The organism is Pseudomonas sp. 10S5, from assembly GCF_035019745.1.
GTDB lineage: Bacteria > Pseudomonadota > Gammaproteobacteria > Pseudomonadales > Pseudomonadaceae > Aquipseudomonas.
The window spans coordinates 267390-283115 of record NZ_JASJVL010000006.1 but is presented as its reverse complement, the minus strand read 5'-3'; the positions used below and the strand labels follow the sequence as shown (position 1 = coordinate 283115).

15 protein-coding genes are annotated in these 15726 nt (G+C 53.1%); 12 read left to right on the top strand and 3 right to left on the bottom strand.

Features of this window, described 5'->3' with window-relative positions:
• Positions 1–337 precede the first annotated feature (337 nt).
• The 6 genes from QN378_RS08920 (at position 338) to QN378_RS08895 (ending at position 7187) form a co-directional block, all read left to right on the top strand.
• Positions 338–1624, top strand: a complete 1287-nt coding sequence (locus QN378_RS08920; protein WP_322201354.1) for an ABC transporter substrate-binding protein — start codon at positions 338–340, stop codon at positions 1622–1624.
• A 128-nt stretch (positions 1625–1752) separates the two neighbouring features.
• Complete coding sequence (locus QN378_RS08915) at positions 1753–2661, top strand: sugar ABC transporter permease (protein ID WP_322201356.1); 909 nt, start codon at positions 1753–1755, stop codon at positions 2659–2661.
• On the top strand, positions 2654–3499 hold the full coding sequence (locus QN378_RS08910; RefSeq protein WP_322201358.1) for a carbohydrate ABC transporter permease: 846 nt from the start codon (positions 2654–2656) through the stop codon (positions 3497–3499). Before QN378_RS08915 ends, QN378_RS08910 begins: the two co-directional genes overlap by 8 nt.
• Before the next feature lie 3 nt (positions 3500–3502).
• A complete protein-coding gene (locus tag QN378_RS08905; protein ID WP_322201360.1) occupies positions 3503–4666 on the top strand; it encodes an ABC transporter ATP-binding protein in 1164 nt (387 codons plus the stop codon).
• 119 nt (positions 4667–4785) lie between these two features.
• Positions 4786–6135: a carbohydrate porin gene (locus QN378_RS08900; protein WP_322201362.1), complete on the top strand. Its 1350-nt coding sequence runs from the start codon at positions 4786–4788 to the stop codon at positions 6133–6135.
• A gap of 197 nt (positions 6136–6332) precedes the next feature.
• Positions 6333–7187 carry a D-hexose-6-phosphate mutarotase gene (locus QN378_RS08895; protein WP_322206819.1) on the top strand — a complete coding sequence of 285 codons (855 nt, stop codon included), beginning with the start codon at positions 6333–6335 and terminating at the stop codon, positions 7185–7187.
• A 96-nt stretch (positions 7188–7283) separates the two neighbouring features.
• On the opposite strand, the gene QN378_RS08890 is transcribed toward QN378_RS08895, so the two are convergent.
• Positions 7284–8153 carry a MurR/RpiR family transcriptional regulator gene (locus QN378_RS08890; protein WP_322201364.1) on the bottom strand — a complete coding sequence of 290 codons (870 nt, stop codon included), beginning with the start codon at positions 8151–8153 and terminating at the stop codon, positions 7284–7286.
• A 220-nt stretch (positions 8154–8373) separates the two neighbouring features.
• Between QN378_RS08890 and zwf the strand changes: the two genes are divergently transcribed.
• The 3 genes from zwf to QN378_RS08875 are packed head-to-tail and all read left to right on the top strand — an operon-like array spanning position 8374 to position 11235.
• Positions 8374–9843: a glucose-6-phosphate dehydrogenase gene (gene zwf / locus QN378_RS08885; RefSeq protein ID WP_322201366.1), complete on the top strand. Its 1470-nt coding sequence runs from the start codon at positions 8374–8376 to the stop codon at positions 9841–9843.
• Complete coding sequence (gene pgl / locus QN378_RS08880) at positions 9830–10543, top strand: 6-phosphogluconolactonase (RefSeq protein WP_322201368.1); 714 nt, start codon at positions 9830–9832, stop codon at positions 10541–10543. The genes zwf and pgl overlap by 14 nt, the downstream gene beginning before the upstream one ends.
• 17 nt (positions 10544–10560) lie before the next feature.
• Positions 10561–11235 (top strand): bifunctional 4-hydroxy-2-oxoglutarate aldolase/2-dehydro-3-deoxy-phosphogluconate aldolase, encoded by a 675-nt coding sequence (locus QN378_RS08875; protein WP_322201370.1) that lies wholly within the window; start codon positions 10561–10563, stop codon positions 11233–11235.
• Between the two features lie 105 nt (positions 11236–11340).
• Here QN378_RS08875 and QN378_RS08870 read toward each other — a convergent pair whose 3' ends face one another.
• Entirely contained in the window at positions 11341–11571 is a 231-nt protein-coding gene (locus QN378_RS08870) for a DUF3820 family protein (protein WP_322201372.1), read from the bottom strand.
• Positions 11572–11795: 224 nt separating this feature from the next.
• Here QN378_RS08870 and QN378_RS08865 point away from each other — a divergent pair, with 224 nt between their 5' ends.
• Positions 11796–12266, top strand: coding sequence for a PA2169 family four-helix-bundle protein (locus QN378_RS08865; RefSeq protein WP_322201373.1), 471 nt, complete (start codon positions 11796–11798; stop codon positions 12264–12266).
• Between the two features lie 55 nt (positions 12267–12321).
• Here the strand turns inward: QN378_RS08865 and QN378_RS08860 are convergent, their stop codons facing one another.
• The gene (locus tag QN378_RS08860; protein ID WP_322201374.1) at positions 12322–13857 is read right to left on the bottom strand and encodes a sensor domain-containing diguanylate cyclase; all 1536 of its coding nucleotides are present in this window, start codon (positions 13855–13857) and stop codon (positions 12322–12324) included.
• Between the two features lie 668 nt (positions 13858–14525).
• Between QN378_RS08860 and QN378_RS08855 the strand changes: the two genes are divergently transcribed.
• Together QN378_RS08855 and QN378_RS08850 are read left to right on the top strand one after the other, a co-directional pair.
• Positions 14526–14840 carry a hypothetical protein gene (locus QN378_RS08855; RefSeq protein WP_322201375.1) on the top strand — a complete coding sequence of 105 codons (315 nt, stop codon included), beginning with the start codon at positions 14526–14528 and terminating at the stop codon, positions 14838–14840.
• Positions 14841–15128: 288 nt separating this feature from the next.
• Positions 15129–15710: a fimbrial protein gene (locus QN378_RS08850; RefSeq protein WP_322201377.1), complete on the top strand. Its 582-nt coding sequence runs from the start codon at positions 15129–15131 to the stop codon at positions 15708–15710.
• Positions 15711–15726 lie beyond the last annotated feature (16 nt).

Here is a 15726-nt window from a genome sequence, read left to right as displayed (position 1 = left end):
GGCTTGAGTCCAGTGGCATACAGAACTCAGGCCGCGTAGCTTATTCAATCACTGTCCAACATTTGGGGCGCAGTTCATTCAGTGGGAGCGAATTCATTCGCGAATGGTTTGACGCGATCCATCTGATTGACCGCTTCCCGAATGAATTCGGTCCCACAGAATCTTCGGCGTCTCCCGCGAGCCCCCTATAGACCGGCTTGTACCATTTTGTGTGAATGTAACCAGTCTGTGACCATTGCGCGTCCCTTCGTTACGGTATTGCTCAATCCCTTGGTTAGAATCCATGCAGCGCAAGCTCCAGACTTGCTCATGTATAACAACAAGAAAAGGTAATCAGATGAATTCAATTTCCCGCCTCGCCGCCGTCATTTCTCTCGCCTCGTTGTTCCCTCTGAGCGTTCAAGCTGCTGACTCCAAAGGTACTGTGGAAGTAGTGCATTGGTGGACATCCGGCGGAGAAAAAGCTGCGGTCGATGTACTGAAAGCTCAAGTTGAAAAAGACGGGTTCACTTGGAAAGACGGCGCTGTAGCCGGCGGCGGCGGTTCTACCGCGATGACCGTGCTCAAAAGTCGCGCGGTTGCCGGTAATCCTCCGGGCGTTGCTCAGATTAAAGGTCCGGATATTCAGGAGTGGGCCTCTACTGGTCTACTCGATACCGACGTGCTGAAAAATGTCTCCAAAGAAGAGAAGTGGGACAGCCTACTAGACAAAAAAGTGTCCGACACGGTGAAGTACAAAGGTGACTACGTTGCTGTTCCGGTGAACATCCACCGTGTGAATTGGCTGTGGATCAACCCTGAAGTCTTCAAGAAAGCCGGTATCGCCAAGGCCCCCACCACCCTCGAAGAATTCTACGCAGCCGGCGACAAACTCAAGGCTGCCGGTTTCATTGCCCTGGCCCACGGTGGTCAACCGTGGCAGGACAGCACCGTCTTCGAAGACGTAGTGCTATCGGTTATGGGCGCTGATGGTTTCAAGAAAGCGTTTGTAGATCTTGATGGAAAAACCCTCACTGGTCCGGGAATGGTGAAGTCATTCACCGAGTTGAAGAAAATCGCTACTTACATGGACGCTAACCGAGCGGGTCGTGATTGGAACCTCGCTGCTGCCGACGTGATTAATGGCAAGGCCGGTATGCAGATGATGGGCGATTGGGCCAAAAGTGAATGGACTGCGGCGCATAAGGTAGCGGGCAAGGATTACGAGTGCGTTCCGTTCCCTGGCACCGAACATGCCTTCACCTACAACATCGACTCCCTGGCCGTGTTTAAGCAAAAGGATGCGGGTACAACGGCTGCTCAACAAGACTTGGCCAAAGTCGCGTTGGGTGAGAACTTTCAGAAAGTCTTCAGTATCAACAAAGGCTCGATTCCGGTTCGTCTCGACATGCTGAAGGACATGAACAAGTACGGCTTCGACTCCTGTGCCCAGACGGCAGCCAAGGACTTCCTGGCTGACGCTAAAACCGGCGGCCTGCAGCCGAGCATGGCACACAACATGGCAACGACGCTGGCTGTGCAAGGTGCGATTTTCGATGTGGTCACTAACTACATCAACGATCCAGCCGCTGATCCTGCGAAGGCAGCGACGCAGTTGGCATCGGCAATTAAATCAGCCAAGTGAACCTATAAATCTAACCACTGCTGGCTTGCCAGCAGTAAGCCCCAGCCGCAGTTCGTGCTGATGAAACCGGAGTTTGGTTTCAGGCACAACTGCGAACGGGTATTGATGTTTCTGACGTGGATTTTTCGATGAGCTCTGTCGCTGTTATCAGCAAAGCCTCGCCGCTCGACGTGCTTCAACGCTGGTTACCAAAGTTGGTGCTGGCGCCGAGCATGTTCGTCGTATTGGTCGGCTTTTACGGTTATATCCTGTGGACGTTTGTGTTGTCGTTCACCACCTCTACTTTTCTACCGTCTTATAGCTGGGCGGGATTGGCTCAGTATGCTCGCTTGTTCGATAACGATCGCTGGTGGGTTGCAAGCAAAAACCTGGCTGTCTTTGGCAGCATGTTCATCGCCATCAGCCTAGTGGTTGGCGTGGTGTTGGCGGTATTCCTCGATCAGCGCATTCGCCGTGAAGGGTTTATTCGCACTATTTATCTGTACCCGATGGCGCTCTCGATGATCGTCACCGGTACCGCTTGGAAGTGGCTGCTTAATCCCGGCATGGGCCTGGACAAGATGCTGCGCGACTGGGGATGGGAAGGCTTTCGTCTGGACTGGCTGGTGGACCCGAATCGCGTGGTCTACTGCTTGGTCATTGCAGCAGTTTGGCAGGCATCGGGCTTTATCATGGCTATGTTTCTTGCCGGTCTGCGTGGTGTTGATCAATCAATTATTCGTGCTGCGCAGATTGATGGCGCCAGCTTGCCTCACATCTATCTCAAGGTCGTTCTTCCTAGTCTACGGCCGGTGTTCTTCAGCGCTGTGATGATCCTGGCGCACATTGCCATCAAGAGTTTTGACCTAGTAGCAGCGATGACTGCTGGCGGCCCGGGTTACTCATCGGACTTGCCTGCCATGTTTATGTATTCGTTCACCTTCAGTCGCGGCCAGATGGGCATGGGCTCTGCCAGTGCGATGCTGATGCTCGGGGCGATTCTTGCCATCGTCGTGCCTTATCTGTATTCCGAATTGAGGGCCAAGCGCGATGAGTAGTCTGGCGAATAAATCATCTTTCAGCCTTAGTCGGATCGCGATTCACGCGGTCCTGATTTTCGCATGTTTGCTGTACCTGGTGCCGTTGGTGGTGATGTTGCTAACCAGCTTCAAAACACCGGCAGACATCAGCAGCGGCAACTTGTTGAGCTGGCCGACGGTGGTCACCTCCATTGGTTGGGTTAAAGCCTGGGCGACCGTGGATGGCTATTTCTGGAACTCGATCAAAATCACTGTTCCGGCGGTTCTGATCTCTACGGCCATTGGCGCCCTGAACGGTTACGTGCTGTCGATGTGGCGCTTTCGCGGCTCGCAATTGTTTTTTGGCCTGCTGCTGTTCGGCTGCTTCCTGCCGTTCCAGACCGTGTTGCTGCCAGCGTCTTTTACCCTTGGCAAAATGGGGCTGGCCAGCACCACCACTGGCCTGGTGATTGTGCACATTGTCTATGGACTGGCATTTACTACCCTGTTTTTTCGCAACTACTACGTCAGCATCCCGGATGCACTGGTCAAGGCCGCGCGGCTTGACGGCGCCGGGTTCTTTACGATTTTCATGAAGATCATCCTGCCAATGTCGACCCCGATCATCATGGTCTGCCTGATTTGGCAATCCACTCAAATCTGGAATGACTTCTTGTTTGGCGTGGTCTTCTCCAGCGGCGACTCGCAACCGATCACAGTGGCGCTGAATAACCTGGTCAACACCAGCACTGGCGCCAAGGAATATAACGTCGATATGGCGGCTGCAATGATCGCTGGCTTGCCAACGCTGTTGGTGTACATCGTCGCTGGCAAGTATTTCGTGCGAGGCCTGACGGCCGGCGCGGTCAAGGGGTAAGGCATGGCAACTCTAGAATTACGTAACGTTAACAAGACCTACGGCAGCGGTTTGCCGGACACCTTGAAAAATATCGAGTTGAAGATCAATGACGGTGAGTTTTTGATCCTTGTGGGTCCTTCCGGCTGCGGAAAGTCGACGTTGATGAATTGCATCGCAGGATTGGAAAGCATCAGCGGTGGATCAATTTTGATCGATGACGCTGACATCAGCGGCATGAGTCCCAAGGATCGTGACATCGCCATGGTGTTCCAGTCTTACGCGCTGTATCCAACCATGACCGTGCGCGAGAACATTTCCTTTGGCCTGAAGATTCGCAAAATGGCGCCCGCTGCAATTGAAGAAGAGGTCTCTCGGGTTTCCAAGTTGTTGCAAATCGAGCATCTGCTTAACCGCAAACCCGGGCAGCTGTCTGGCGGCCAGCAGCAGCGTGTAGCCATGGGGCGCGCACTTGCGCGTCGGCCAAAAATCAACCTGTTCGACGAGCCACTGTCCAACCTCGACGCCAAGTTGCGAGTCGAGATGCGCACCGAAATGAAGTTGATGCACCAGCGCAATAAAACCACCACCGTTTACGTTACCCATGACCAGATTGAAGCCATGACCCTGGGCGACAAAGTGGCCGTGATGAAAGACGGAATCATCCAGCAGTTTGGTACCCCGCAGCAGATCTACAACGACCCGGCCAACTTGTTCGTTGCCAGCTTTATCGGTTCGCCACCGATGAACTTCATACCGTTGCGCTTACAACGCAAAGACGGACGGCTTTTAGCGCTGCTGGACAGCGGGCAAGCACGCTGTGAACTGCCGCTGGGCATACTTGACGCCGGGCTTGAAGACCGTGAAGTGATCCTCGGTATGCGTCCTGAACAGATCGTTTTGGCTAGCATCGAAGCGAATGGATTGCCGACTATCCGCGCTGAGGTCCAAGTCACCGAACCTACGGGGCCCGATACATTGGTATTCGTTTTGCTGAACGGCAGCAAGGTTTGTTGTCGCTTGGCACCGGATGTCGCACCGCAAGTGGGCGAGTCGCTGACCTTGCAATTTGATCCGTCCAAAGTCTTGCTGTTTGACGCCAAGAGCGGCGAGCGTCTAGGTATTTTGGGGACGCCGCAACCCACCGAGCGTGGGGGTAACGTTACACAGATAAACCGTAGTCATTGAAGGCTGCTTGAGCACAGTTGGTTGATCGGGTCTGCCGTGAAGGTCGGTCCACCAGCAAGACGGAGCAAATGCTGCAGACCATGTACTTAAGCTAATAACAATAAAATGAGGATGTAGGGATGAAAAAGCAACACAACAACACCCGTTTGCTCTGCCAACTGTCAGCGGTTGCAGCGCTGGTTCTTTCTGCCAATGCGATGGCAGACGAAGCTTTCAGTGCCGATTCCAAATGGATGACCGGCGACTGGGGCGGCGAGCGGACCAAGTTGATCGAGCAAGGTATCGACATCAAGGCGGATTACGTCGGTGAAGTAGGCGGCAACCTGCATGGTGGCTACAACAACGACAAGACTGCGCGCTACTCCGACCAGTTTGGTCTGGGCGTGGCGTTAGATCTGCAAAAGCTGGTGGGCTGGGATAACACCCAGGCCAAGATCCAGCTCACCAATCGTAATGGTCAAAACATTTCCAATGACCGTATTGGTGACCCACGAGCCGGCACCTTGAGTTCTTCCCAAGAGGTGTACGGCCGTGGCCACATGGTGCGCCTGACCCAATTGTGGATTCAGCATCAGTTCCTCGACAACAAACTGGACATTAAAGCTGGTTACTTCGGCGAAGGTGAAGACTTCAACACTTTCCCCTGTGAATTCCAGAACCTGGCGTTCTGCGGTTCCCAGGCGGGTAACTGGGCGACGAACATCTGGTACAACTGGCCGGTCATGCAGGCAGCTTTGCGGGTGAAGTACAACATCACCCCTGAGTTTTATGCGCAGATCGGTGTGTACGACCAGAACCCTTCGCAACTGGAACACGGCAACGGCTTCAAACTCAGCGGCAGTGGGACCAAGGGTGCCCTCATACCGGTCGAACTGGTCTGGTCGCCGAACCCCAACGGTCTGCCGGGCGAGTACCGTGTGGGTTACTACAAGAGCTCAGCCAACGCCAATGACGTTCTTCAGGACGACAACGGCAATAATGCAGCGACTACCGGTAACGGCTACAAAGTTCACAGCAGCAAGCACGGCTACTGGGGCGTAATACAACAGCAACTCACTACCCACAACGGCGACGCTTCGCGCGGTCTGCAAGTCGCGGCCAACGTTACCTTTCACGACAAGGACACCAACTTCATCGACAATTACCAGTCGCTGATGTTTGTGTACAAAGGCCCGTTCGATATGCGTCCAAAGGATGACATGGGGATCGGTTTTGCGCGTATCCATGTTAACAATGACGTGAAGAAAAACGCTGAATTGCTCAATGCGAGCAACGGCGTCACCGACTACGACAATCCGTTGTACGCCCCGCTGCGCAGCACCGAGTACAACTACGAACTCAACTACGGCTTCCACGTGACCAACTGGTTGACCGTGCGTCCTAACCTGCAATACATCACCCATCCAGGTGGCGTGGACAAAGTTGACAACGCGGTTGTGGCCGGCCTGAAAATTCAGACGGTGTTTTAACGATGTTGCAATAAGTTCTTTCTCTTTGTGCTCATTTTGCGGATAGCCATGGCTATCCGTTTTTTTTGGAAGCCATTCAGCACTGACATGGGAGCAGGCCTGTCGGTCCTCGCATGGCTGTGCAGCAAACGACATGACTATGTCGCCTGCACATCGTTGCCTAGGGTTTGGGCAGCATGATTTTTAGGACCGGGCACATGCTTGAGCATCCGCTACAGCGTTTTTTTTATGGGTCGCGGGCCAGACCAACTTTTCAGTGGGAACGCTATCAACAGCGGGATGTGTTGCTGATTGATCACCCTCAATGCCAAGCGGCATTCAGCCGTCAGGGCGGACAATTGCTGCATTTTCAACCTCGTGGTCAGCGTCCCTGGTTGTGGTGCGCTGCGCGTTGGCCGCAAGTTGGTGCAATCCGTGGAGGGGTGCCTATCTGCTGGCCTTGGTACGGTCGCCACCCTAGCGAAGGCGTGTGGCCTTCCCATGGGTGGGCGCGGTTGCTGGATTGGAAGTTGATCGACAGCACTGAGGACGAATCTGGCGTCCATCTGCACTGGCGTTTGAAACTGTGGGATTGGCAGGTCGATCTGCACGCCGACCTGGGGCAAGGCATGGAGCTGCGCTTGAGTACTAAACACCAAGACATTGAGCCCTGCCTGTTCGGTCAGGCGTTGCACGCTTATTGGCGCATCAGCGACGTGACCGATGTCGCCTTGGAAGGCCTTGATGGCGCCCGTGGCTACGATCAAATGAATCGACAGGCTTGTGTGCAGAAGGGATCGCTACGCATTGAAGGCGGTTGTCAGCGGGTGTTCAGTCATGCCGGAGAGTTACAGCTTCAGGACGAGGCCTGGCAGCGCAATTTGTGCATTGACATCAGCGATAGCACCAGCACTGTCATCTGGCACCCAGGCAGTCGTCCGTTAATGGGAGTGGGCGGTAACGAGGCGCTGGGTTTTGTTTGTGTCCAAGCTGCTTCAGGAGGTTCCAGCAGCCTAAGCCTTGCGCCGGGGGAGGAGGCGCATTTGAGCTTGCAGGCGCATTTGGTGGATTGAGCGCATAACCTTGGATTGTCCCGAAGGGGCGCTCTCCTCGGGATTTCGCCAGTCCCTACAATTCAATAACCGATGCATTGATAGCGAACCCAGCTCCTAAATCAACTCATCATCAATCGGATACCGGCTGGCATTGAGGCTTTCTTTGATCTTGCGCAGATGCGGTTGAAAATCCACGCCTCGGCGCAAGGTCATGCCCGTTGCTAAGACATCGAGCACGGTAAGCTGGATGATCCGCGAAGTCATGGGCATATAGATGTCGGTGTCTTCTGGCAGTGGAATGTTCAGGCTTAAGGTGCTGGCCTTGGCCAGTGGTGAACCTTCTGCAGTCAGTCCTAACACCGATGCCCCGTTTTCGCGGGCGATGCGTGCCACTTCTACTAGCTCCCTTGTACGCCCGGTGTAGGAAATGATTACGAACAACTCACCGGTATGGGCCACTGAGGCGATCATGCGTTGCATCAGCACATCGGCGTGGGCGGTGACAGCCAGGTTGAAGCGAAAAAACTTATGTTGCGCGTCGAGGGCAACCGGTGCCGAGGCGCCGAGGCCAAAAAAGTGAATCTGTCGCGCCTGAATCAATAGGTCCACGGCTTTGCTAACCAGGTTCGGATCAAGTTGTTGCAGGGCGCTGTCTAGTGAGGCGATGGCGCTGCCGAAAATCTTCCGGGTATAAGCCTCGGGAACATCGTCAGCCTCTACCGCACGACTAACGTATGCAGCACCGCTGGCCAGGCTTTGCGCCAATTGCAGTTTCAATTCGGGGTAACCGCTGACGCCAAACGAGCGGCAGAAGCGGTTGACGGTGGGCTCGCTGACCTTGGCGGCCTGGGCCAGCGCGGCGATGCTCAAGCGGGTAGCCTGCTGCGGGTTGAGCAAAATCACCTCGGCGACCTTGCGCTCAGCCTTGTTCAAATCGTCAAGCCGAGCCTGAATGTGCTCCAGGAGATTGCGCGTGCGGTCCATTTAATATCCTTGTCTGGCCAGCGTCAGACGGGCCTGGTCGCTGCCTGTCATCGAGAGTCTTCCAAGTGCGGGCAAAGGTGGCCTATCGTACTGATGGGCCTCGTCGATCACCACAGGAATCTGGTTTTAGACGAAATGTTGTGATTATTACTACATTTGGCCTTGAGTCCTGCCTTTAAAAAAGGTATTTGTAGCCTAACTTGATAAAAGAACAAACATTATGCCTCTGATAACGGTTGAACCGTGCACCTTTGCCTTGTTCGGCGCTTTGGGCGACCTGGCGTTGCGCAAGCTGTTTCCTGCTCTGTATCAACTCGACCAAGCCGGACTGTTGCACGCGGACACGCGTATTTTGGCGCTGGCCCGTGAAACCGGTGACGAACAGCAACATCTGGCGAACATCGACAGTCACCTGCGCCGCTTTGTGCCGGCTGCGGAACTGAACGAAGAAGTGGTCAGCCGTTTTCAAGCGCGTTTGAGTTACCTGCACGTCGATTTTCTCAGGGCCGACGATTATGTCGCACTCGCTGAGCGAGTAGGCAACGCCGAGACAATGATCGCGTATTTCGCCACGCCAGCTTCGGTGTATGGCGCGATCTGCGAAAACCTGGCCTCGGTGAACCTGACCGAGCGCACCCGTGCAGTGCTGGAAAAACCTATCGGCCACGACTTGGCTTCTTCACGTCGGGTTAACGATGCTGTGGCGCAGTTTTTTCCGGAAAACCGCGTCTACCGAATCGACCATTATCTGGGCAAGGAAACGGTTCAAAACCTGATTGCCCTGCGATTCGCTAACAGCTTGTTCGAAACTCAGTGGAACCAGAACCATATCTCCCACGTGGAAATTACAGTGGCGGAGCAGGTTGGGATTGAAGGCCGTTGGGGCTATTTCGATCAGGCCGGGCAGCTGCGCGATATGATCCAGAACCACTTGCTGCAGCTGCTTTGCCTGATTGCTATGGACCCGCCAAGCGACCTGTCTGCGGACAGTATTCGTGACGAGAAGGTCAAAGTGCTCAAAGCGCTGGTGCCGTTTACCCCTGAACGCCTCGCGACCCAGGTTGTACGCGGTCAGTACATCGCCGGTTACAGCGAAGGTAAGCCCGTACCGGGTTACCTGGAAGAAGAAAATTCCAACACGCAGAGCGACACAGAAACTTTTGTTGCTCTGCGCGCAGATATCCGCAACTGGCGTTGGTCCGGCGTGCCGTTTTACTTACGTACGGGTAAACGCATGCCGCAAAAATTGTCGCAGATCGTGATCCATTTCAAAGAACCGCCGCACTATATTTTCGCCCCGGAGCAGCGGATGCAGATCAGCAATAAATTGATCATTCGCTTGCAGCCCGATGAAGGCATTTCCTTGCAGGTGATGACCAAGGATCAGGGTTTGGACAAAGGCATGCAGTTACGCAGCGGCCCGTTGAAACTGGATTTTTCCGACACCTATCACAGCGCACGAACCCCCGATGCCTATGAGCGGTTGTTGCTGGAAATAATGCGCGGCAATCAGAACCTGTTTGTTCGTAAAGATGAAATTGAGTCCGCATGGCAATGGTGTGACCAACTGATTGCAGGCTGGAAAAAGGCGGGCGATGCGCCCAAGCCTTACGCCGCCGGATCGTGGGGGCCAATGAGCTCCATTGCCTTGATTACTCGTGATGGGAGGGCATGGTATGGCGATATATGAACTTGAACTGCCAACGGGCCTTATAGCTCACGAGTTCACAAAGCCGGCGCAACTGGCTAATGAGTTGGCCGCTGCGGTGGCTGAGCAGTTGATCAACGCGATTGCGGCCAATGGTGTAGCGACGTTAGTGGTGTCTGGTGGGCGCAGCCCGGTAGCGTTCTTCCAGAGCTTGGCCGCGCATGCGGTGGACTGGTCGAAAGTGGTGATCAGTCTTGCGGATGAACGCTGGGTGCCGGTCGAGCACCCGGACAGTAACGCTGGCTTACTCAAGCGCTACCTGTTGCAAGGTCCTGTCGCCAAGGCGCGTTTTATCAGCCTTTACAGCGCCGCAGCGAATCTGGAAGAGGCAGCGCAGGCCGCTGACCTGGCGCTGGCAGAACTGCCAGCAATTGACGTGCTGGTGTTAGGCATGGGCGATGACGGCCATACCGCGTCGCTGTTCCCGAACAGCCCGAATTTGGGTGAAGCGTTGAATCTTAACGGTCAGCGCCGCTGCCTGCCGATGCTGGCACCGACGGTACCGCATCAGCGATTGACCCTGACACGCCAATTGTTGGCTTCGGCGGGTCTGCCGATCCTGTCCATTTCCGGGCAGGCCAAACTTGACACGTTGCGCACGGCACTGGCGGGCGATGATCTTGCTCAAATGCCAATCCGTGCCTTCCTCAACTCTTCGTTAGAGATTTACTGGTGCCCATAAGTAAAGGATCCGCCGCTATGAAGACAATAGAAAGCAACCGGCCTCTCAATAGCATGGCGAACAAGATTGCCCAAATCGACGAGCTCTGCGCTAAAGCGAAGATTTTGCCGGTGATTACTATTGCTCGTGAACAAGACATTCTGCCGTTGGCTGATGCCTTGGCCGCTGGCGGCTTGACCACGCTGGAAGTGACCCTGCGCTCTGCGTTCGGTCTGACCGCGATTCGTGTTTTGCGTGAGCAGCGTCCAGAGTTATGCGTTGGTGCCGGCACTATTCTGGATCGCAAGATGCTTGCAGACGCAGAAGCCGCCGGTGCGCAGTTTATTGTTACGCCCGGTTGTACCCATGACCTGCTGCTGGCGGGTACCGAATCTGAGTTGCCGCTGTTGCCGGGAATCAGCAGCGCTTCGGAAATCATGGTTGGCTATGCCTTGGGTTATCGCCGCTTCAAGCTGTTCCCGGCAGAAATCAGCGGCGGCGTCGCTGCAATTAAAGCCCTCGGTGGACCGTTTGTTGATGTACGTTTTTGCCCAACTGGCGGCGTCAGCCCAGCCAACCTGCGAAGCTACATGGCCCTGCCTAACGTGATGTGCGTAGGTGGTTCATGGATGCTGGACAATGCCTGGATCAAAAGCGGTGATTGGGCACGTGTTCAAGCGGCCAGTGCAGAAGCATTGGCGTTGTTCGATTAGGTTTTAATTATTAATTACTGACGGTTGGTTTACGGCCATTTACGGGGCGCCTTGGTCGGGTGCCCCGTTTTTTTGCTGCGCCAATGTGCTTTATGGCCTGATTCTTCATAAGCGGAACGGGCGTTTGCTTTTTCGCAGAGGGTCCAATAGCGCACCCAAACCGTTGTGGTCGATTTCATGCATCAGGGCCAGCAGCGCGCCCAGCTCGCCGTGGGGAAACCCTTCCCGAGCAAACCAGTTCAAATATTGCCCCGGCAGATCAGCGATGAGTCGGCCTTTGTATTTGCCATAGGGCATTTCTCGGGTAACTAGTAATTCAAGTTTTTGAGGGTTCATGTGTGCGCCCACTGGTTGGATGTGCTCTTGGCCGACCACGCGGTGTCGTTGTGCAAGATACGTGCATTCTGCATGCAGGCTAAACGACAGTTCTTGCAGAAAGAGCGATTTAATTTAGTCAGTTAATTTGTAATTATTTGAAATTAAACGTTTTTTGTTGTAACTACAAGCTGGCATGGTCGCTGCTCTCTTTATTAGCATCATCCACCAAAGAGGAATTGGAAATGACTGATATTAATAAAGAAGCTGTTTCAGTGCTTAACGATCTTATCGAAACCAGCAAAGACGGTGAAAAAGGTTTTCATTCCAGCGCTGAAGACATTAAGAATCCGACAGTGAAGGGCTTTTTTATCACTCGTTCACAAGAATGTGCCGCAGCCGTTCGCAAGCTTCAAGCTGAAGTACGGTCGTTGGGTGGTGATCCAGAAGACAGCACGAGTGTAGGGGCGTCGCTGCACCGTGCATGGGTTGACTTGAAGTCGGCGGTGACCGGTAAAAGTGATGAAGCTATTCTTAATGAAGTTGAGCGCGGCGAAGATCATGCGCTTAAGGCTTATAAAGATGCATTAGAAAAAGCGACTTCTAAAAACTTACCTTTCAATGTTGTTGCGCTCATTCAAGAGCAACTGAGGGGCACGCAACGGAACCACGATCAGGTGAAGGCTTTGCGTGATCAGGTTCGCGCGCGCAGCTAACGTGGCTGTAATGGTAAAAAACGTCAGCTTGTCTGGCGTTTTTTTATTAGACGGATTACAGGCAGACATGAGGAAGGGCGGCGGTATTGCAAGCGCTTGCGCACTCGATGCGATTACGTCCATTGCGCTTGGCTTGGTAAAGCGCAGCGTCCGCAATGCTGATTAACAAGTCAGGGTCACTCGTTGAAACATGATCTTGGGAGGCGACCCCGATACTGACGGTGACGCCCTGCTCATCAGTCGAAAACGTGGGCAATGCCTCTACAGCCGCTCGGATTTTTTCTGCGATGAGCACCGCGCCTGCAAGTGGGGTCTCGGCCAAAATTACCGAAAATTCCTCGCCTCCGTAGCGAGCGGCTAGATCGGTTGGACGACGGATATTGGCTAGAATGGCTGCTGCAACGTGACGCAGTGTTTCGTCTCCGCCGAAGTGACCATGGCGATCGTTGAACGCCTTGAAATGGTCAACATCAATCATCAGCAGTGACATCGTTTTGCCTGAGCGAAGTCCGCGCATCCATTCGGCATTAAGCACTTTATCCAACTGACGGCGGTTTGCGAGGCCTGTTAAACCGTCGGTCGAGGCTAGCTGCGCCAACCCCTGCTCGGCGCATCGACGTAACCTCAACTCCCGGCATAGTAGAAACGTCAACCAAAAAATACCTAAACACAGAACGCCCGTAGCACCGCCCACCAGCCATGTTCCGCGAAGCCACGTTCCATAAACTTCCTCCATCGACTGCCCAATCACCACTATTAATGGCAGATCACCGACCTTTGAGAACGTGAATAAACGCTCTTGATGGTCGAAGCTGGAGACGCTGATAAAAGTCCCGTTGCCTTCCTTAATAAAGCGTCTGATATTTTCCCTCTGGCTGAAATCCTTGCCTATAAGGGCTTCATTGCCGACATCGGGTTGTCGCGCTAGTAAATATCCGTTGGTATTGATTAGGTTAACGTAGCTGTTGCTGCCGATATCCAGGCTTTGGAACAGTTTACTGAAATATATTAAGCGCATCGCCGCCGAAGCAATACCTATGAATTTGCCGTCGGAAGAAGACATGCGTCGGCTAACCGTAATGCACCAGTCGCCATAGCCCGATCGCAATTTGAAGGGGTCACTGATTAGTAAACCCAAGCCAGGGTTGGCTTGGTGGGCACGAAAATGCTCCCTGTGTGCGAAATTATCGGGTCTCGATGCAATGGATAGAGAGTCCGCGAGCACGTCACCTTTCTGATCAAGTAGAAGCAAATTGCCTTTGTACGGCGCGGCGGTGAAGCGGTCGAACAACAGCTGTTGGCGCAGTTGTGGTGTGAGGGCCTGAACCTCGGGACGCTGCCAGGAGCTGGTCATGGTTTGCAATGAAGTGTCGTAAAGGTCGATGTTGCGCTGCACATCCGACTTGATCAATTTAACAATATTAGACGCTGAGCGGGCGGCGAAATCTTTTGCGCTGGCGCGTTCGCGAATGAGTAACGAAGTGACAATGACCACAATAGCGATTACCGCTAACGCACTACCGAAAATCAAAACATTCTCCGGTCTGGACCTATCGCCTAACAGTTCATGGTCGGGGAGCGTTGAATCCATTTTTGAAGTCCGGAAAATGAATACTGGGAATATCTATAATTCATTGAATTTATTTGGATATTGAGCATTTTATGTAGAAATAAACGCCTTTATCTGCAGGGTAATATACAGGTTGAATCAGAGTGTTTTTTGAAAATAATTGCAAGTCTGTCTTGGTGTGACGAAACGGTTGATTTCCAATTTGCGTGCGGACGCCTCAAGAGCGTGCTAAGCAGGGAAACTCGTAAAACGTTAAGCAAAAAAAGCCACTGATGACTGTTGCCATAAAACGGTCGATCAGGAGTGAAGCATGAGCACGCTTGCCTGCGATCTACCTCGAAGCAGTGTCATTGGGTGTCGCAAGGCCGGTGAAGGGGCGGGGTGGTCTAGAATAGCTGTTGAAGGTCTTTCGAATATCCGCAGCTTCATTCGCTTCATTTGCCCGCCGACTTGGTCAGCCAGTGCGAAAGAGGATCTAACTCCGCTGAGGTAGGCGAGCAGATCTTCGAAAACTCAAGACTCCACGGTTTCTGTCGATAACAAAAATAGGGGTCGAAGGTTTCTAAAATCGTTGTTTTTAATAGGGGTGATTGAACGCTTGTTGAAAGGTTGCTGAAAGGAAGTATAGGAAAGTTCCTACTTAAAGCTTTTCTGTCCTTTCGCTGAAAATGACTAGGCGGAGTAGTGATATGAGCAGAAAAACGGCAGGTTTTATTCTGTTTTCAATAGCTATTTTAACTTTCAGTGCCGAAGTACTGGCCAGCGGCGGCGTGCTCAATTTCCGGGGACAGGTTGTTGAATCATCGTGTGATGTCCGGCACCTTTTTGAATTAAAAACCTTGAAGCAAGTACAGCTAATTCAGGTTTTACCCCGTGTCACCTTGGTTCTGGACCGCTATCGCAATGCTTGCAGCGGTGATGTCATGGCCTTCGATATTTCCTTAGTAGGGGGTATTGCAGACGAAAACCCTGCTGCCAGCGTTGTAATCGTTACGTACCAATAGCCCGCAACTGTTTCGAAATGTTGCTTCAAGTTATATAGCGTCAGGTTGCGAAATTTTTTATCTCGTACCTTTGCCAAGGTTTTACATGCTGTGTCTGCGCTATAAGCCCCCGTTCATAGGTGTTTAATCAATAATCTGAATTTGCCTACGGAAAAGGCCTTCGCTAACTGTTGCCAAATCCTTATCAATAATGTGGTTTTCCTGACAGCGGCCTTTGTATCGTGTCGTTATAGTTCAGGCCGTCCAGTGATGGGCAAAACATAAACACACACAAGGAATGTTATTCGTATGAAAAAACTCTCTCTCGCATTAGCTGTGTTAGGCGCAATGGGTCTGGGTGCCGTGAGCACGGCCAACGCCGCCAATAACGGAAAATTGGTGTTCAACGGTACGCTGACTAATATTTCCTGCGCAGTCGGCCCGGGTGCTGGCGTAGGTGCGGGCCCGAATGGGGACATTAACGTTGATCTGGGGAATGTATCGTTCTCCGATATTGGCGCTGCCAGCGATACCAAGCTGGAAACCGCTACGCCGGTTCAGTTACTGATCAACTGCAGTGCAGGCGTTGAGCAATACAGCACGGTAAAAATGCGCTTTGTCGCACGCTCGGGTAGCGGTCTGGACAACAACGACTCCAAACTGTTGCGTACTACGGGCGCTGCCGACGGCGTAGGTATCGGCCTGCTGAACGCTCAGAACCAAATTATGGACTTGAGCGGTACTGAAACCATCGACAAACCGTTGATCAAGGATGGCACCGGAGGTGCAACGGCTGAGCTGAATTTCGGCGCAGTCTATGTATTGAACGGTACGCCAACTAATCCAGGTAACGCTGACGGCTTCATGCCTTTCGTACTGGACTACGAGTAACAACCTTGACGGGGCG